The 18,544-nt window shown below is 41.0% G+C and carries 19 protein-coding genes; 17 read left to right on the forward strand and 2 right to left on the reverse strand.

The genetic code is table 11. The features are described 5' to 3' along the window. Positions 1-163 precede the first annotated feature (163 nt). From DF216_RS09150 to purH, 17 genes are all read left to right on the forward strand, one after another. Positions 164-307: a class IIb bacteriocin, lactobin A/cerein 7B family gene (locus tag DF216_RS09150; protein WP_084972024.1), complete on the forward strand. Its 144-nt coding sequence runs from the start codon at positions 164-166 to the stop codon at positions 305-307. 15 nt (positions 308-322) lie between these two features. Beyond that, positions 323-481: a class IIb bacteriocin, lactobin A/cerein 7B family gene (locus DF216_RS09155; protein ID WP_001056955.1), complete on the forward strand. Its 159-nt coding sequence runs from the start codon at positions 323-325 to the stop codon at positions 479-481. A gap of 13 nt (positions 482-494) precedes the next feature. Next, the gene (locus DF216_RS10840; protein ID WP_164497054.1) at positions 495-671 is read left to right on the forward strand and encodes a hypothetical protein; all 177 of its coding nucleotides are present in this window, start codon (positions 495-497) and stop codon (positions 669-671) included. Positions 672-880: 209 nt separating this feature from the next. Further along, complete coding sequence (locus DF216_RS10845) at positions 881-1,036, forward strand: hypothetical protein (RefSeq protein ID WP_164979033.1); 156 nt, start codon at positions 881-883, stop codon at positions 1,034-1,036. 38 nt (positions 1,037-1,074) lie between these two features. Then, complete coding sequence (locus tag DF216_RS09160; protein ID WP_129326646.1) at positions 1,075-1,287, forward strand: bacteriocin immunity protein; 213 nt, start codon at positions 1,075-1,077, stop codon at positions 1,285-1,287. A gap of 80 nt (positions 1,288-1,367) precedes the next feature. Beyond that, positions 1,368-1,556, forward strand: coding sequence for a hypothetical protein (locus tag DF216_RS09165; RefSeq protein ID WP_129326647.1), 189 nt, complete (start codon positions 1,368-1,370; stop codon positions 1,554-1,556). A gap of 546 nt (positions 1,557-2,102) precedes the next feature. Further along, positions 2,103-2,309, forward strand: a complete 207-nt coding sequence (locus DF216_RS10995; protein WP_440862133.1) for a hypothetical protein — start codon at positions 2,103-2,105, stop codon at positions 2,307-2,309. Positions 2,310-2,441: 132 nt separating this feature from the next. Then, positions 2,442-2,630, forward strand: a complete 189-nt coding sequence (locus tag DF216_RS11000; protein WP_084972030.1) for a hypothetical protein — start codon at positions 2,442-2,444, stop codon at positions 2,628-2,630. 165 nt (positions 2,631-2,795) lie between these two features. Further along, positions 2,796-4,949, forward strand: coding sequence for a peptide cleavage/export ABC transporter ComA (gene comA, locus DF216_RS09190; protein ID WP_129326650.1), 2,154 nt, complete (start codon positions 2,796-2,798; stop codon positions 4,947-4,949). A 12-nt stretch (positions 4,950-4,961) separates the two neighbouring features. After that, entirely contained in the window at positions 4,962-6,311 is a 1,350-nt protein-coding gene (comB, locus tag DF216_RS09195) for a competence pheromone export protein ComB (RefSeq protein ID WP_125828028.1), read from the forward strand. 166 nt (positions 6,312-6,477) lie between these two features. Next, a complete protein-coding gene (gene purC / locus DF216_RS09200; RefSeq protein WP_125828027.1) occupies positions 6,478-7,185 on the forward strand; it encodes a phosphoribosylaminoimidazolesuccinocarboxamide synthase in 708 nt (235 codons plus the stop codon). Positions 7,186-7,241: 56 nt separating this feature from the next. Further along, positions 7,242-10,967, forward strand: coding sequence for a phosphoribosylformylglycinamidine synthase (locus DF216_RS09205; RefSeq protein ID WP_129326651.1), 3,726 nt, complete (start codon positions 7,242-7,244; stop codon positions 10,965-10,967). A 12-nt stretch (positions 10,968-10,979) separates the two neighbouring features. Beyond that, a complete protein-coding gene (gene purF, locus DF216_RS09210; RefSeq protein WP_129326652.1) occupies positions 10,980-12,422 on the forward strand; it encodes an amidophosphoribosyltransferase in 1,443 nt (480 codons plus the stop codon). A gap of 38 nt (positions 12,423-12,460) precedes the next feature. Further along, positions 12,461-13,483 (forward strand): phosphoribosylformylglycinamidine cyclo-ligase, encoded by a 1,023-nt coding sequence (gene purM, locus DF216_RS09215; RefSeq protein WP_129326653.1) that lies wholly within the window; start codon positions 12,461-12,463, stop codon positions 13,481-13,483. Beyond that, on the forward strand, positions 13,480-14,040 hold the full coding sequence (gene purN / locus DF216_RS09220; RefSeq protein WP_129326654.1) for a phosphoribosylglycinamide formyltransferase: 561 nt from the start codon (positions 13,480-13,482) through the stop codon (positions 14,038-14,040). The genes purM and purN overlap by 4 nt, the downstream gene beginning before the upstream one ends. Then, on the forward strand, positions 14,033-14,620 hold the full coding sequence (locus tag DF216_RS09225) for a hypothetical protein (protein WP_129326655.1): 588 nt from the start codon (positions 14,033-14,035) through the stop codon (positions 14,618-14,620). The genes purN and DF216_RS09225 overlap by 8 nt, the downstream gene beginning before the upstream one ends. Positions 14,621-14,634: 14 nt before the next feature. Beyond that, a complete protein-coding gene (purH, locus tag DF216_RS09230) occupies positions 14,635-16,182 on the forward strand; it encodes a bifunctional phosphoribosylaminoimidazolecarboxamide formyltransferase/IMP cyclohydrolase (RefSeq protein WP_129326656.1) in 1,548 nt (515 codons plus the stop codon). A 127-nt stretch (positions 16,183-16,309) separates the two neighbouring features. On the opposite strand, the gene DF216_RS09235 is transcribed toward purH, so the two are convergent. Beyond that, on the reverse strand, positions 16,310-17,311 hold the full coding sequence (locus DF216_RS09235) for a hypothetical protein (protein ID WP_129326657.1): 1,002 nt from the start codon (positions 17,309-17,311) through the stop codon (positions 16,310-16,312). After that, complete coding sequence (locus tag DF216_RS09240; RefSeq protein ID WP_129326658.1) at positions 17,304-18,491, reverse strand: AAA family ATPase; 1,188 nt, start codon at positions 18,489-18,491, stop codon at positions 17,304-17,306. The genes DF216_RS09235 and DF216_RS09240 overlap by 8 nt, the downstream gene beginning before the upstream one ends. Positions 18,492-18,544 lie beyond the last annotated feature (53 nt).

An 18,544-nucleotide genomic window follows, 5' to 3' on the forward strand; every position in this document is an offset into this window, starting at 1 on the left:
AAATGAAATTTACCTGTTCATTTTAAATCACTTCTCGAATAGATAAGTGAGAAGAAAAGGAAGGAGAGAAAAAATGATTTCAGTAATTTATCCAATCTGGTTTTTAAAATGGTTTAAAATCTAGAAGTCGTAAACTAAAAAATAGAAATAAAGGAGAAAAAAGATGACAAACTTTGACAAAATGGAACAGAGCTTTGTAACTCTTACAGAAGAAGAGTTGATGGATGTGGATGGGGGTTCTGTTACTGCTGTGGTAGTAGGGGGCATCCTACTTATTGGCGGTATTGCTTGGGGATACTTTATGTGATAATAGGAGGATAAAATGAATATGAATAATTTAAATAATTGGCCAGAGTTGACAGAAGACGAATTGATGAATACTGATGGAGGCGTGATCACATTCGCTACGATTGGTATTGGAGTGACTATTTTCCTTGGCGGTAGATTAATCGGGCAAGATTTAAAGCGTAGGTTTGGATAAAAAGTGATTAGGTATGAAAAATCGAAAAAATTTAATAGGCGTGCTTTTAATCGGTTTTGGAGCACTCTGCGTTCTAGGTGATTTAAATGTAATTACCTTTAAGGTTGATCAGTATGTAGGCTCAGAATTATGGATTCCAATCCTTATTTTAATGATGAGTTATTTGGATTCAGGCGAAAACAAGGTTTAAAGAGAACTATTGTTAGCACGTGGGAAATACTATTGAATAGTCATCTTTTAGTTACTATCAATGAAAAAAGAACTAAAAAAATGGAGAAATAAACGAAGATTTCAGAAAAATTTTCAGTAATTATTATATCAGCTTCAGGAATAGTAGAGCTTTTGGTTGGAGTAGCTATTGAATTAGCTAGTATTATTTAAAAAGGAGAGAATGGAACAATGAAAAAACTGGATGAAAAATTTGACATCATGACAGAAGTAGACTTATCCGTTACTGAAGGAGGCATCGTTGTTACTACTTCAACAGCAATAGCTTGGGGTATTTTAGGAGTCGCTTCTTATATGTATGGGCGTTATCTAGGAAGTAGACGTTAAGCTAAAAATTTGGGATAAAGTATGTAGGGAAATTAACCATGAATCACAACATTAATCTCAATACACTCTTACCTAAATTAGCCACTATATTTCCTTTATTGGCAATCGGCCTGAATCTCGCGCTTCATCTGATTCGTACAGGTTCATTAGTATCCTTTGATTGGCAGTGGACTTTAGTTGGTTTGCTTGCTTCGGGCTATTTTGGTATTTTTTGCAGAGATTTGTCAAAAAATAATCAAAACTATAAATGATGAATCTGAATGAAAAGGATTTTGTGCATGTGAATGGCGGAGTTTTTCCGCCTTTCTTATCAGGTAAATAGGAGTCTACCATGAAAAAAATCTTATTAGGTTTTGCTGAGGGGTATTTTATCGTATCACTCATTATCCACATCGCAACGTATTTGATTTTGAAAAATCCGATCAATACCTTGTTTTATCCAGAAACCTATCCAATTCTGCTTGGTCTGTTTTATGTAGGATACAAGTACAAAACAAAAGAAAGTACGATTGGGAATTAATGGACCATCAGATTGGAGTTTGGGATGAAAGTTGTTCAATTACTAGGAAAAGCTTGGCCAGAGACCACTGTATTGTTTAGCTCGATGGCTTATCTAATTATTAGAATCGTAGCTGATGTAAACAAGATGCATCTACCTACATGGTTTGAATCTTTTGATATACCTACGATTTCAGTATTCTTGATAATCTTTATCTTACTTTATAGAAGTGAAGAAAAAGATAATAAACGATGACAACATGAGTCTGATTTCTGTAGCTTCAGTATAAGAGAAATATTGGAGTGTTAGACCAATGAACCATAATCTGCATTTAGTGAGGAAGGTGTCTGTATGTTAAAAAAGAAGTGATGTTATTAGGGATGCTTCTACTAGTACGCATTGTACTACCTATCCTGCAAGTTTTAATGGACTATAAGCTATTGCCAGGAAAGTACAGTGTAAATTTCATGGAAGTTTCAGACTTGTTCTCTTATCCCCTACTTCTTTTAATCATTTACATAGCGGTAAAATATCATACTATCAAGAAAATAACGGCTAAAGAAGGCAATGAGGACGAAAATAACTAAGATTTTAAAATCTATTCCTGTATTTATTTTCCTATTTTTGATGAATATTTTCATCTTTGGGATATTAGCAACTCTTGGATTTCAAGTAACAATGAGTGAAAATAGTTATATGGTACCCCCAGTGTTTGCGTTTATCGTTTTATACGCCATTCACAAAAGAAGAGGGAAAGGTAAGAAATCTGTGTAATTGAATGATCTAGGCAGGACGCTTGTTCTGCCTAGTTTTTGCCAAAAAAAGTGCAGTTGAGGTGTTTATTTGGAGTTTTACATATATTTTTGATAAAATAGGTGTAGAAATTAGGAAAGTTGAAGAAAAGAAATGAAGAAGGTTTTAGGATATTTTTTAGTATTTGTTTTTCTATTTTTGATGAATATTTTCATCTTTAAGATGCTAGCAACCTTGGGATTTCAGCTGACAATGAGTGAAAAGAGTTATATTGTACCACCGCTGTTTTCGATTATCGTTTTGTACATGATTGACAAAAGAATTAGGAAGAAAAAGAAATAAATATATATTTTAGGTAGGACGTTTGTTCTACCTATTTTTATTTAGGGAAAAGTGCTGTTCAGGTGCGGATATTGTTTTTTCAGAAATAATTCCCTTATTTCTTCCTTGTTTGGTTAAAATAATCTTACAAAGTTTTAAGAGATTATTAGAAAAAAGGAGATGGATATGAAATTTGGGAAAAGGCACTATCGTCCCCAGGTGGATCAGATGGATTGTGGCGTGGCTTCCTTGGCCATGGTATTTGGCTACTATGGTAGTTATTACTCCTTGGCTCATCTACGAGAACTAGCTAAGACGACCATGGATGGGACGACGGCTTTGGGCTTGGTCAAGGTGGCAGAGGAGATTGGTTTTGAGACGCGAGCAATTAAGGCGGATATGACGCTTTTTGACTTGCCAGATTTGACTTTTCCTTTTGTTGCCCATGTGCTTAAGGAAGGAAAATTGCTCCACTACTATGTGGTGACTGGGCAGGATAAGGATAGCATTCATATTGCAGATCCAGATCCTGGGGTGAAATTGACCAAACTGCCACGTGAGCGTTTTGCGGAAGAATGGACAGGAGTGACTCTTTTTATGGCACCTAGTCCAGACTACAAGCCTCATAAGGATCAAAAGAATGGTCTGCTCTCTTTTATCCCTATATTAGTGAAGCAGCGTGGCTTGATTGCCAATATCGTTTTGGCAACACTCTTGGTAACCTTGATTAATATTGTGGGTTCTTATTATCTGCAGTCTATCATTGATAGTTACGTACCAGACCAGATGCGTTCGACCTTGGGTATTATCTCTATTGGGTTGGTCATCGTCTATATTCTCCAGCAGATCTTGTCTTATGCCCAGGAGTATCTCCTACTGATCCTTGGGCAACGCTTGTCGATTGACGTGATTTTGTCCTATATCAAGCATGTTTTTCACCTGCCTATGTCCTTCTTTGCGACACGCAGGACAGGAGAAATCGTGTCTCGTTTTACAGATGCCAATAGTATCATCGATGCGCTGGCATCGACCATTCTATCAATCTTTTTGGATGTGTCGACGATTTTGATTATTTCGCTTGTCTTGTTTTCACAAAATATGACACTCTTTTTCATTAGTCTGCTTGCACTTCCTATTTATACGGTGATTATCTTTGCCTTTATGAGGCCTTTTGAAAAGATGAATCGGGACACTATGGAAGCCAATGCAGTTCTGTCTTCTTCCATCATCGAGGACATCAACGGTATTGAGACCATTAAATCTTTGACTAGTGAAAGTTCACGCTATCAAAAGATTGATAAGGAATTTGTAGCTTATCTGAAAAAATCCTTTACCTATAGTCGGGCAGAAAGCCAGCAAAAGGCTCTGAAAAAAGTTGCCCAGCTCCTGCTTAATGTTGGTGTTCTCTGGATGGGAGCAGTTCTCGTCATGGATGGGAAAATGAGTTTGGGCCAGCTGATTACCTATAATACCTTGCTTGTTTACTTTACCAATCCTTTGGAAAATATCATCAATCTGCAAACCAAGCTTCAGACAGCGCAAGTCGCCAATAACCGTCTGAACGAGGTCTATCTGGTAGCTTCGGAGTTTGAGGAGAAGAAAACAGTCGAAGATTTGAGCATGATGAAGGGGGATATGACCTTTAAGCAGGTTCACTATAAGTATGGCTATGGTCGTGATGTCTTGTCGGATATCAATTTGACCATTCCGCAAGGGTCTAAGATGGCTTTTGTGGGGATTTCAGGGTCAGGAAAGACCACCTTGGCCAAGATAATGGTTAATTTTTACGACCCAAGTCAGGGAGAGATTAGTCTGGGTGGTGTCAATCTCAATCAGATTGATAAAAAAGCCTTGCGCCAGTATATCAACTATCTGCCTCAACAGCCCTATGTCTTTAACGGAACGATTTTGGAGAATCTTCTCCTTGGAGCTAAGGAAGGGACGACTCAGGAGGATATCTTACGGGCAATTGAATTGGCCGAGATTCGGAAGGATATCGAGCAGATGCCACTGAATTACCAGACAGAATTGACTTCGGATGGGGCTGGAATTTCTGGTGGGCAACGGCAGCGAATCGCTTTGGCGCGTGCTCTTTTAACGGATGCACCTGTTCTGATATTGGACGAGGCGACCAGCAGTCTGGATATTTTGACAGAGAAGCGGATTGTGGATAATCTCATGGCTTTAGACAAGACCTTGATTTTCATTGCTCACCGCTTGACCATTGCTGAGCGGACAGAGAAGGTTGTTGTCTTGGATCAGGGCAAGATTGTCGAAGAAGGCACCCATGCAGACTTGCTTGCGCGAGGTGGATTTTACGCCCATTTGGTCAATAGCTAGAAAGAGGAGAAGATGAAACCAGAATTTTTAGAAAGCGCGGAGTTTTACCATCGTCGTTACCATAATTTTTCCAGTCGCGTGATTTTACCCATGACGCTTTTGCTCGTGTTTTTACTTGGCTTTGCAGTCTTTGCAGAGAAGGAGATTAGTTTGTCTACCAGAGCGACTGTCGAACCTAGTCGGATCATTGCCAACATCCAGTCGACTAGTAATCAACGCATTGTGGCTAATTATCTAGAAGAGAATAAACTAGTCAAGCAGGGGGATCTACTCGTTGAGTACCAGCAAGGGGCGGAAGCTGTTCAAGCTGAAACATACGCCAATCAGTTGGAGATGTTAAAGGATCAAAAAAAGCAGTTAGGTTATTTGCAATCCAGTTTGAAAGAGGGGAGTGATCAATTTCCAGAGGCGGATAAGTTTGGTTATCAGGAGATGTTTCGAGACTATCTCAGCCAAGCTAGTAGTCTTAGAAGTAATGTTTCTCAGCAAAATGCCAGCATCTCCTCTCAAAATGCGGCAGCAAGTCAGAGTCAGGCCGAGATTGGCAATCTTATCAGCCAAACGCAGGATAAAATTCGAGATTACAAAACAGCTAAGTCGGCGATTGAAACAGGAGCTCAACTGGATAGTCAAAATGCGGCCTACTCTTTTTACCAGACCTATAAAAACCAAGGTGGAGAAGATCCGCAAACCAAATCGCAAGTTATTGCACAGGTGGATGCACAAATTGCTCAGCTAGAGTCTAGTTTAGCTACTTATCGTGTGCAGTATGCGGGTTCTGGAGCTCAACAAGCCTACGCAACGGGACTGGATAGTCAACTTGAATCCCTCAAGTCTCAGCAGCTAGTCAAAGTCGGCCAGGAATTAACTCTTTTGGATCAGAAAATTTTGGAGGCAGAGTTGGGTAAGAAAGTCCAAGGAAGTCTGCTGGACAAGGGGAAAATTACAGCAAGTGAGGATGGGGTGCTTCACCTTAATCCTGAAACCAGTGATTCTACCATGGTTGCAGAAGGAACCCTGCTAGCCCAACTGTACCCAGCCTTGGAACGAGAAGGGAAAACCAAACTCACAGCCTATCTCAGTTCAAAAGATGTTGCAAGGCTAAAAGTAGGTGATTCTGTTCGTTTCACTACAACCAAGGATGGCAATAAAGAGCTCGTTCTTGTTTCTGCTATTACGAATATTGATGCGACAGCTACCAAGACTGAAAAGGGAAATTTCTTTAAGATAGAGGCGGAGACTGGTCTAACTTCTGAACAGGCAGAAAAACTTCGCTACGGTTCAGAAGGACGTCTGACGCTAATCACAGGGAAGAAAAGTTATCTGAGATACTACTTAGATCAATTTTTAAACAGAGAATAATGTTCGCTTTTAATGCAATATTCTGCTTTTAAAACTGTAAAATGTTTCGATTTTACAGTTTTTCTTAATATTAAAAGAAGGAGTTTTGCCATCGTTCGCAAATTTTTGCTATTTTTCTTATTTTGTAGTAGAATGAAGTAAAGAAATACGAAAGGCGAACTTTAACATGTCAAAAGAATTGATCTATTCGGGAAAAGCCAAGGATATCTATACAACTGAGGATGAAAATCTTATTATTTCAACTTACAAAGACCAGGCGACTGCTTTCAATGGTGTCAAGAAGGAGCAGATTGCGGGCAAGGGAGTGTTGAATAATCAGATTTCATCTTTTATTTTTGAGAAATTAAACGCTGCTGGTGTGGCGACTCACTTTGTTGAGAAACTTTCAGACACGGAACAACTCAATAAAAAGGTTGAGATTATTCCTTTGGAAGTTGTGCTTCGCAACTATACAGCTGGTTCATTTTCAAAACGTTTTGGTGTGGAAGAGGGCATCGCTTTGGAAACTCCGATTGTCGAATTTTACTATAAAAACGATGATTTGGATGATCCCTTTATCAATGACGAGCATGTGAAGTTCCTAAAGATTGCGGATGATCAGCAGATTGCTTACTTGAAGGAAGAAACGCGTCGTATCAATGAACTCTTGAAAGCCTGGTTTGCTAAGATTGGGCTTAAGTTGATTGACTTTAAGCTAGAGTTCGGTTTTGATAAGGATGGCAAGATTATCTTGGCAGACGAATTTTCACCAGACAACTGCCGTTTGTGGGATGCGGATGGCAACCACATGGACAAGGATGTTTTCCGTAGAGGATTGGGAGAACTAACAGACGTTTACGAAGTTGTCTGGGAAAAGTTACAAGGTTTAAAATAACAACCTAAAGGCTGTTTGAGAACATTGCAAGAGCTGAAATAGAGGAATAAGAATTGATGAATAAACGTATTTTTGTTGAAAAAAAGGCTGATTTTCAGGTCAAGTCAGAGAGTTTGGTGAGAGAACTCCAGCACAACTTGGGACTGTCAACTTTGAAAAGTATTCGCATTGTGCAAGTTTATGATGTCTTTGATTTGTCAGAGGATTTGTTTGCGCCCGCAGAGAAACACATCTTCTCTGAGCAGGTGACCGACCATGTCTTGGATGAAGCGGCTGTGCAGGCTGATCTTGCCAATTATGCTTTCTTTGCTATCGAAAGCCTGCCAGGACAGTTTGACCAACGTGCAGCATCTTCACAGGAAGCCTTGCTCTTGCTTGGTAGTTCAAGTGATGTAACGGTCAACACAGCTCAACTTTACTTAGTTAATAAAGATATCGATGCGACTGAGCTAGAAGCGGTCAAGAACTACCTGCTCAATCCAGTGGATTCTCGTTTCAAGGATATCACGACAGGGATTGCCAAGCAGGAATTTTCAGAGTCAGACAAGACCATTCCAAAATTGACTTTCTTTGAAAGCTATAAAGCAGAAGACTTTGCCCGCTACAAGGCTGAGCAAGGGATGGCCATGGAAGTAGATGATTTGCTCTTTATCCAAGACTACTTTAAGTCAATCGGGCGCGTGCCAACTGAGACGGAGCTCAAGGTTCTGGATACTTACTGGTCTGACCACTGCCGTCACACAACTTTTGAGACTGAGTTGAAGCAAATTGATTTCTCAGCTTCTAGATTCCAAAAGCAATTGCAGTCAACCTATGACAAGTATATTGCCATGCGTGAGGAGTTGGGGCGCTCTGAAAAACCGCAAACCTTGATGGATATGGCGACTATTTTCGGTCGTTATGAGCGTGCTAATGGACGTTTGGACGATATGGAAGTGTCTGACGAGATCAATGCTTGTTCAGTTGAAATTGAAGTAGATGTCAATGGTGTCAAAGAACCATGGCTCCTCATGTTCAAGAATGAAACCCACAACCACCCAACTGAAATCGAACCATTTGGTGGGGCTGCAACCTGTATCGGTGGTGCTATTCGTGACCCGTTGTCAGGTCGTTCCTACGTTTATCAAGCTATGCGTATCTCAGGTGCTGGAGATATTACAACGCCAATCGCTGAAACACGTGCTGGTAAATTGCCACAACAAGTTATTTCTAAAACCGCGGCTCATGGTTATTCTTCATATGGGAACCAAATTGGCCTTGCGACGACCTACGTTCGTGAATACTTCCACCCAGGTTTCGTTGCTAAACGTATGGAGCTTGGTGCCGTTGTCGGTGCTGCTCCCAAGGGCAATGTTGTCCGTGAAAAACCGGAAGCGGGAGATGTCATTATCCTGCTCGGTGGTAAGACTGGACGTGATGGTGTCGGTGGTGCGACTGGTTCTTCTAAGGTTCAAACAGTTGAGTCTGTAGAGACTGCTGGAGCTGAGGTTCAAAAGGGGAATGCTATCGAAGAACGCAAGATTCAGCGCCTCTTCCGTAATGGCGATGTCACTCGTCTTATCAAGAAATCCAACGACTTTGGTGCGGGTGGTGTCTGTGTGGCCATCGGTGAATTGGCAGACGGTCTTGAAATCGACCTCAATAAGGTTCCTCTTAAATACCAAGGCTTGAATGGTACCGAAATTGCCATCTCTGAATCTCAAGAACGGATGGCAGTTGTGGTTCGTCCTGAAGATGTAGATGCCTTCGTTGCGGAATGTAACAAAGAAAATATTGATGCTGTTGTAGTTGCGACAGTGACTGAAAAACCAAATCTAGTCATGCACTGGAATGGTGAAACGATTGTTGACTTGGAACGCTGTTTCCTTGATACCAACGGTGTGCGTGTCGTTGTCGATGCCAAGGTGGTGGACAAGGATGTCAAGCTCCCAGAAGAGCGCAAGACGAGTGTTGAAACACTGGAAACAGATACTCTTGCGGTTCTATCTGACCTCAACCATGCGAGTCAAAAAGGCTTGCAGACCATCTTTGACTGTTCGGTCGGTCGTTCTACGGTCAACCACCCACTTGGTGGTCGCTACCAACTCACACCAACTGAGGCTTCTGTGCAAAAATTGCCAGTTCAACACGGTGTGACAACAACAGCCTCTGTTATGGCACAAGGATTTAACCCTTATCTAGCAGAATGGTCTCCATACCATGGTGCTGCCTATGCAGTTATCGAAGCAACTGCTCGTTTGGTGGCTGCTGGTGCTAACTGGTCTAAGGCTCGTTTCTCTTACCAAGAGTACTTCGAGCGTATGGACAAGCAAGCGGAGCGTTTTGGTCAGCCAGTAGCAGCTCTTCTAGGCTCTATCGAAGCACAAATCCAACTTGGTTTGCCATCTATCGGTGGTAAGGACTCTATGTCTGGTACCTTTGAAGAATTGACGGTGCCACCAACCCTGGTTGCTTTTGGGGTGACAACAGCAGATAGCCGTAAGGTCCTTTCTCCAGAATTTAAGGATGCTGGTGAAAATATCTACTACATCCCAGGTCAAGCCCTTTCTGCTAATATTGACTTTGACTTAATTAAGAAAAACTTTGCTCAGTTTGAAGCCCTTCAAAAGGCTCACAAAGTGACATCTACTTCAGCTGTCAAATATGGTGGTGTCCTTGAAAGTTTAGCTCTTGCTACTTTTGGAAATCATATCGGTGCAGAGGTAATCTTGCCTGAACTTGAAAGTTCTTTGACAGCTCAATTAGGCGGATTTGTCTTCACATCTCCTGAAGAAATCGCTGGGGTGGAGAAGATCGGTCAAACGAAAGCAGACTTTACACTTCTTGTCAACGGTGTGAAGCTAGATGGACACAAGCTTGACAGTGCCTTCCAAGGGACATTGGAAGCAGTCTATCCTACTGAATTTGCCCAAGCGAAAGAACTGGAAGAAGTACCTGCTATGGCATCAGATGCTGTGATTAAAGCCAAAGAAAGAGTTGAAACACCTGTGGTTTACATCCCAGTATTCCCAGGAACCAACTCAGAATATGACTCAGCCAAGGCTTTTGAAAAAGAGGGTGCAGAGGTTAACTTGGTACCATTCGTGACACTCAATGAAGAAGCCATTGTCAAGTCAGTTGAAACCATGGTTGACAACATCGGCAAGGCTAACATCCTCTTCTTTGCAGGTGGATTCTCAGCTGCGGACGAGCCAGATGGTTCAGCTAAGTTTATCGTTAACATCCTGCTTAATGAAAAAGTGCGTGTAGCTATTGATAGCTTTATCGCTCGTGGTGGCTTGATTATTGGTATCTGTAATGGATTCCAAGCCCTCGTCAAATCAGGTCTTCTTCCATACGGGAACTTTGAAGATGCCAGCAGTACCAGCCCAACCCTCTTCTACAATGATGCCAACCAACACGTGGCCAAGATGGTGGAAACTCGCATTGCCAATACTAACTCACCATGGCTTGCTGGAGTGAAAGTTGGTGATATCCATGCCATCCCAGTATCGCACGGAGAAGGGAAGTTTGTCGTGACGGCTGAAGAATTTGCGGAACTCCGTGACAATGGCCAAATCTTTAGCCAATACGTTGACTTTGACGGCAAACCAAGCATGGACTCTAAGTACAATCCAAATGGTTCAGTCAACGCTATCGAAGGAATTACCAACAAGAACGGCCAAATCATCGGTAAGATGGGTCACTCAGAACGTTATGAAGACGGTCTCTTTCAAAACATCCCAGGAAATAAAGACCAGCATCTGTTCGCGTCGGCTGTGCGTTATTTCACAGGGAAATAAAAGGTATAAAAAATGACATACGAAGTAAAATCTCTTAATGAAGAATGTGGCGTTTTTGGTATCTGGGGACATCCAGATGCTGCTAAATTGACCTATTTTGGGCTCCACAGTCTTCAGCACCGTGGTCAGGAGGGGGCAGGGATCCTCTCCAATGACCATGGACAATTGAAGCGCCATCGTGATATGGGGCTTTTATCAGAAGTCTTCAAAAATCCTGCTAATTTGGATAAATTGACAGGGACTGGAGCGATTGGGCACGTGCGTTATGCGACTGCGGGAGAAGCTTCTGTAGACAATATCCAGCCCTTCCTCTTCCGTTTTCATGATATGCAGTTTGGTTTGGCTCATAATGGGAATCTGACCAATGCAGAATCTCTCAAGCAAGAATTGGAACAAAGAGGAGCGATTTTCAGCTCAACTTCGGACTCGGAAATCTTGGCTCATCTCATTCGTCGTAGTCACAATCCAAGTCTAATGGGCAAAATCAAGGAAGCACTTAGTCTCGTTAAAGGTGGCTTTGCTTATATCTTGCTGTTTGAGGATAAATTGATTGCGGCGCTTGACCCAAATGGTTTCCGTCCGCTTTCTATTGGGAAAATGGCCAACGGAGCGGTGGTGGTTTCGTCTGAAACCTGTGCCTTTGAAGTCATCGGTGCTGAGTGGATTCGCGATGTAAAACCAGGAGAGATTGTAATTGTGGATGATAATGGTATCCAGTACGATAGTTATACGAATGATACCCAGTTGGCGATCTGCTCTATGGAGTATATCTACTTTGCCCGCCCTGACTCCAATATCCACGGTGTCAATGTTCATACGGCACGGAAACGTATGGGTGCCCAATTAGCGCGTGAATTTAAGCATGAGGCGGATATTGTGGTCGGTGTGCCCAACTCGTCACTCAGCGCAGCTATGGGCTTTGCGGAAGAATCAGGACTGCCAAATGAGATGGGTCTTATCAAGAACCAATACACCCAGCGCACCTTTATCCAACCGACTCAAGAATTGCGGGAGCAAGGGGTGCGGATGAAACTGTCTGCCGTTTCAGGTGTTGTCAAAGGCAAACGTGTGGTTATGGTCGATGATTCCATTGTTCGTGGGACAACCTCTCGCCGTATCGTTCAGCTTTTGAAAGAAGCAGGTGCGGCTGAGGTTCACGTTGCGATTGGTAGCCCTGCGCTAGCTTATCCATGTTTCTATGGGATTGATATCCAGACGCGTCAGGAGTTGATTGCTGCCAATCATACGGTTGAAGAAACCTGCCAAATCATTGGTGCGGATAGCTTGACCTATCTTTCAATTGATGGCTTGATTAACTCTATCGGGATTGAAACAGATGCGCCGAATGGTGGTCTCTGTGTCGCTTACTTTGACGGTGACTACCCAACTCCTCTCTACGACTATGAAGAAGAATACCGTAGAAGTTTGGCTGACAAGACCAGTTTTTACAAATAGATGGATAAAGACTCTCCATGAAAGGAAAGGAAGAGAAGATGACAAATAAAAATGCTTATGCGCAATCCGGTGTGGATGTTGAAGCGGGTTATGAAGTTGTTGAGCGAATCAAAAAGCATGTGGCTCGTACGGAGCGTACAGGTGTCATGGGAGCTCTTGGTGGCTTTGGTGGCATGTTTGACCTTTCAAATACTGGGGTTAAAGAACCTGTCTTGATCTCAGGGACTGATGGTGTCGGAACCAAACTCATGCTGGCTATCAAGTACGACAAGCATGACACGATTGGGCAGGACTGTGTGGCTATGTGTGTCAATGATATCATCGCTGCAGGTGCTGAGCCCCTCTATTTCCTAGATTATGTGGCGACAGGGAAGAATGAACCAGCTAAGCTAGAACAAGTCGTCGCTGGTGTAGCAGAAGGTTGTGTGCAGGCAGGCGCAGCCCTCATCGGTGGAGAAACAGCTGAAATGCCAGGTATGTATGGTGAAGATGACTATGACTTGGCTGGTTTTGCGGTCGGTGTGGCTGAAAAATCTCAAATCATTGACGGCTCAAAAGTGGCAGAAGGGGATGTGCTTCTTGGGTTGGCTTCCAGTGGGATTCACTCCAACGGTTACTCTCTTGTGCGTCGTGTCTTTGCTGACTATACAGGTGAGGAAGTTTTGCCAGAATTGGAAGGCAAGCAACTCAAGGAAGTTCTTCTTGAGCCGACTCGTATCTATGTCAAGGCTGTCTTGCCACTCATCAAGGAAGAGTTGGTCAACGGCATTGCTCACATCACTGGTGGTGGATTTATCGAGAATGTCCCTCGCATGTTTGCGGCTGACTTGGCTGCAGAGATTGAGGAAAGCAAGGTTCCAGTTCTTCCGATTTTCAAAGCCCTTGAAAAATACGGTCATATCAAACACGAAGAAATGTTTGAAATTTTCAATATGGGCGTAGGGCTCATGCTGGCAGTTAGCCCTAAAAATGTAGAACGTGTCAAAAAATTGTTGGATGAACCAGTCTATGAAATTGGTCGCATCGTCAAGAAAGAAAACGAAAGTGTCATCATCAAATGAAAAAAATAGCGGTTTTTGCCTCTGGTAATGGCTCAAATTTTCAGGTGATTGCTGAAGAATTTCCAGTGGAGTTTGTCTTTTCAGACCATCGTGACGCCTATGTGCTCGAGCGTGCTGCCAAGCTTGGCGTTCTGTCTTATACTTTTGAACTCAAGGAGTTTGAGAACAAAGCAGACTACGAAACGGCTCTTGTCGAACTCTTGGAAGAACACCAGATTGACTTGGTTTGTCTCGCGGGCTACATGAAAATTGTTGGTCCGACTTTGCTCGCTGCTTATGAAGGTCGAATCATCAACATTCATCCTGCCTATTTGCCAGAATTTCCAGGAGCTCATGGCATTGAGGATGCTTGGAATGCTGGCGTTGCTGAGAGTGGCGTGACCATTCACTGGGTGGACTCAGGTGTGGATACAGGCAAGGTCATCAAACAAGTCCGTGTGCCACGGCTGGCTGATGATACCATCGAAAGCTTTGAAGCTCGGATTCATGAGGCGGAGTATAAGCTATATCCGGAAGTGTTGGATAGTTTGGGAGTGGAGAGGAAAGAAGATGGATAATAGTTTTAACAACTGGAATAACAATGCTGGTAGAGATGTTAATATTCAAATTAATCAAGATCAGCCAGAAAAAGTTGCTACTTATGAACCTGAACCAATTTGGAGAAGTCCGATTACAATGGCTGTCTTATCATGGCTGGGCTTCTTTAGTTCGTTAGGGAGCATATTTTCGCTCTTCAAAGTCTTCGAACCTGTACTGAAGTGGTTTAATAATTCTAAGCAAGAAGTGTCCACAGGAGTTAATCAAAGCTATACGTTTATCTTTATTGGAATTCTATTAATCACAATAATTATTTTTTCATTACGCAGGATTACTAGTAGACAGACTAGGCATCCTTTGCTATTTAATTATGCGCTTAGTGGAATTGGCAAAAGACTTACTCTTGAGAAAATAAATATTGATCACTGTCCAATATGTAATGGAAAGATGAAATATTACAATAGACCTATAGCGTGGGATATAGTAAGAGACTCAAATGGGAAAGAGAAACGTATTGTGACCGAGAGGGTTCCAGCGTTGGAGTGTAAAAGAAATAGTAAACACTGGGCTGAAGTTGACCCAGCAGAAGATAAAGTATAACATAAGGAGAACCAATGACAAAACGCGCCTTAATCAGCGTCTCAGACAAAGCGGGCATTGTTGAATTTGCCCAAGAACTTAAAAAACTCGGTTGGGACATCATCTCAACAGGTGGGACCAAGGTTGCCCTTGATAATGCTGGGGTGGAGACCATTGCGATTGATGATGTGACTGGTTTTCCAGAAATGATGGATGGTCGTGTGAAGACCCTCCACCCAAATATCCACGGTGGTCTTCTTGCTCGTCGTGACTTGGATAGTCACTTGGAAGCAGCTAAGGATAATAATATCGAATTGATCGACCTTGTTGTGGTCAACCTTTACCCATTCAAGGAAACCATTCTTAAACCAGACGTGACGTACGCTGATGCAGTCGAAAACATCGATATCGGTGGTCCGTCTATGCTTCGTTCGGCAGCGAAGAATCACGCCAGCGTGACCGTTGTGGTAGATCCTTCTGACTATGCTGTTGTGCTTGACGAATTGGTAGCAAATGGTGAAACGACTTATGAAACTCGTCAACGTTTGGCAGCCAAGGTTTTCCGTCACACAGCAGCTTATGATGCCTTGATTGCAGAGTATTTCACAGCTCAAGTTGGAGAAAGCAAACCTGAAAAGCTCACTTTGACCTACGACCTCAAGCAACCAATGCGTTATGGGGAGAATCCTCAGCAGGATGCAGACTTTTACCAAAAAGCTTTGCCAACGGATTACTCGATTGCTTCAGCAAAACAGCTCAACGGTAAGGAATTGTCCTTCAACAATATCCGCGATGCGGATGCGGCCATTCGTATCATTCGTGATTTCAAAGAACGTCCAACCGTTGTGGCTCTCAAACACATGAACCCATGTGGTATCGGTCAGGCTGATGACATCGAGACTGCTTGGGACTATGCTTATGAGTCTGATCCAGTGTCTATCTTTGGTGGAATCGTCGTTCTCAACCGTGAGGTGGATGCTACGACAGCTGAGAAGATGCACGGTGTCTTCCTTGAAATCATCATCGCACCGAGCTATACAGATGAAGCGCTAGCCATTTTGACAAACAAAAAGAAAAACTTGCGCATCCTTGCCTTGCCATTTGATGCTCAAGATGCTAGTGAAGTGGAAGCAGAGTACACAGGTGTTGTCGGTGGACTTCTTGTTCAAAACCAAGACGTGGTCAAGGGAAGTCCGGCTGACTGGCAAGTGGTGACTAAACGCCAGCCAACTGAGACAGAAGCAACTGCCCTTGAGTTCGCTTGGAAAGCTATCAAGTACGTCAAATCAAACGGAATCATCGTGACTAATGACCACATGACACTTGGTGTTGGTCCAGGTCAAACCAACCGTGTGGCTTCCGTCCGTATTGCCATTGACCAAGCCAACGACCGCCTTGACGGTGCAGTTCTGGCTTCTGATGCCTTCTTCCCATTTGCGGATAATGTGGAAGAAATCGCCAAAGCAGGTATCAAGGCCATCATCCAGCCCGGTGGCTCCGTCCGTGACCAAGAGTCCATCGAAGCAGCGGATAAATACGGCTTGACCATGGTCTTCACAGGAGTGAGACATTTTAGACATTAAGAAAATGAGCATTTCTAATTACGGAAATGCTCATTTTTTTGAATTTTGTTATGTGACTATTAGTCCGTCTCACTCTGTTAGGTGTGGTTCATTGACGGGTGGTTATGATTATATGAGAGGGAGAAGATTAATCATCTAGTAATGTTGGATTATATTCTGCTATAAATAATAGAAAAGTATTTATGATCCATAGTTTATCAGTAGATGACATTTCATTTTGTAAGGTTAATAATTTTAGATAGTCAAATTCATTAGTTTGTTGTAAATTGTCACATTCTTGTTCAGATAAAATATGTGTTGAACAGGGATAAGTTATAATGCGGTTGTATTTTAAAATTTGTAATTTTACAATCCTCTTAAGTAATATTTTTATGTAGATATTATAAGAAATTTCATTATTGAAGTAGGTTTCAAAATTTTTATCTAGATAATAGTTTAAATTTTCCTTTTTCTTGTCATCTATATTTAATTCATTGCATATTTCTTTTAGAGACTCAGAACTGCAGCAGTTTAATATTTTAGAAACTGTATCGTGTTGCAATATTGCAGAGCTACCTAGAATCCTTTCTAATCGTTTCGGAATGATGAAAGGAACTTGGAATACTTTGTAAAGTTCCTTTTTTTTAACAATATCTTTATATTCCTTGCCGGTCATAATTTTTTCTAAAGATTTGTTTAGAAATTCTAAGTCTTTATCAATTTCTAAATCAAAATAAGATTCAACCATTGGATAGTTTATGTAGAGTTGACCATTATTGGTTACATCGCTGAAATATTTTTGTAATTGCTGAATCTTGTCAATAGAAAAGTTGGGATCTTGTCCTTCATAATCAAAAATTAAAAAAATATTTTTATAATTTCTTTTTCTGCCAATAGATCCAAATCTTTCAGGATCAGATTGATTTAAAACAAAAGGTAAATCCACATCATTATAGGGATAATCCCATTCTTCCCCATATACTTCGCGGATTTTATTGTATAATTGGTAGATGTTTGTGCCAAAAATATGTATATTCTCTTCAGTAATACTAAGTTCAGGGAAAACTTCGATAATAAGTTTAAAAAGTTCATTTTTTTCATGATGGCCTTCGACTATGAAAAGGGTTTGACCTCGTGTTACATTATTCATATTCAGCAAACTCTCCGCTAATGTACATCTTTTCTAAATTATGCCCCTCTCGTAATTCTCGCTTAGTTGCTTTGTTTAAAGGTGTTATAAATCCTTTTTGAGATAAAATGAACAAGCAGTCGGGTCTAAATAACTCATTAGACATAATATTTGTATCGTGGGTAGTCAAAATGATTTGGGTGTATGGAAATATTTTTTTTAAATGACGTATCAAATTTTCAGAAAGTTCGTAATGATAAAAAGCATCAAATTCATCGAAAAATAAAAATTTAGGAGGATTGTTGGCATTGAAGTGTTCAATGATATAGAGGATTCTAAAATAGAATTTGGTCAAAGCCAATGTTCCACTAGATGCTTCTCTAAAGAACGGAACATTTTTATTTTTATAAACAAAACAAAGCATATCATCCCCATCTATTTGTTCTATTGAATCTAAGTGACAGTTTATCCCCATGCTATTAAGAAATGCTTCCAGTCCTTTTGCTGTCTCTTTGTGATCAAGTGTATGCTGGAACCAACGATTTATAAAATGTTTAGGGGCTTCATGATTAATAAGCACCATGTTTCGGATAAATGTTCGGAGATATGTGAGAATAGAATCATTTGACTTAGAGGTGTTAGTTATCAGCCATGTTAAAAAAGATCTGTTTTCTCCGTCTAAATCTTGCTTGTCACTTGAAATCTGATCTCGATAATTATCTATTAGTATGTTGAAATCGTTGTTTATGATACCTAGTTTATTGGCTATGTCCTCCACAGCATTATATGATATTGGGTCAGTAGACAAATTTATTTTCCAAACTAATTCGTTATTTATAGATAGTGATTCTGTTTGTATAATCTGATATTCATTTTTTGTATAAATGTATTTGATTTCATTGTTATTATGAAAAAATATATAACAAAAAGTAGCAATAGCGTTGTCAGAGTTGTTATTTAAAAAAGATGTTAAATTTTGATCATCAATTAAGGATCTACTGGAAAGATTTTTGGTAATATCAAATAATGCTAAACCTAAATTGGATTTTCCTGTAGCATTTCTACCATAGATAAGTACTTTACTCAAAAAATTATTTGATAAGCAGTCCTCATTAAATTTATAACCTCCGACTTGTGAAAAGTCAATTGAGATTTCATCTTCAAAGTTTTTATAATTCTTTACAGAAAAGTATTTTAGCATTTGTCAATCCTCCTATTAGGATTATTATATCATAAAAAACAATTTCCGTAAAA

This window comes from Streptococcus oralis (genome assembly GCF_004127215.1).
GTDB lineage: Bacteria > Bacillota > Bacilli > Lactobacillales > Streptococcaceae > Streptococcus > Streptococcus oralis_BD.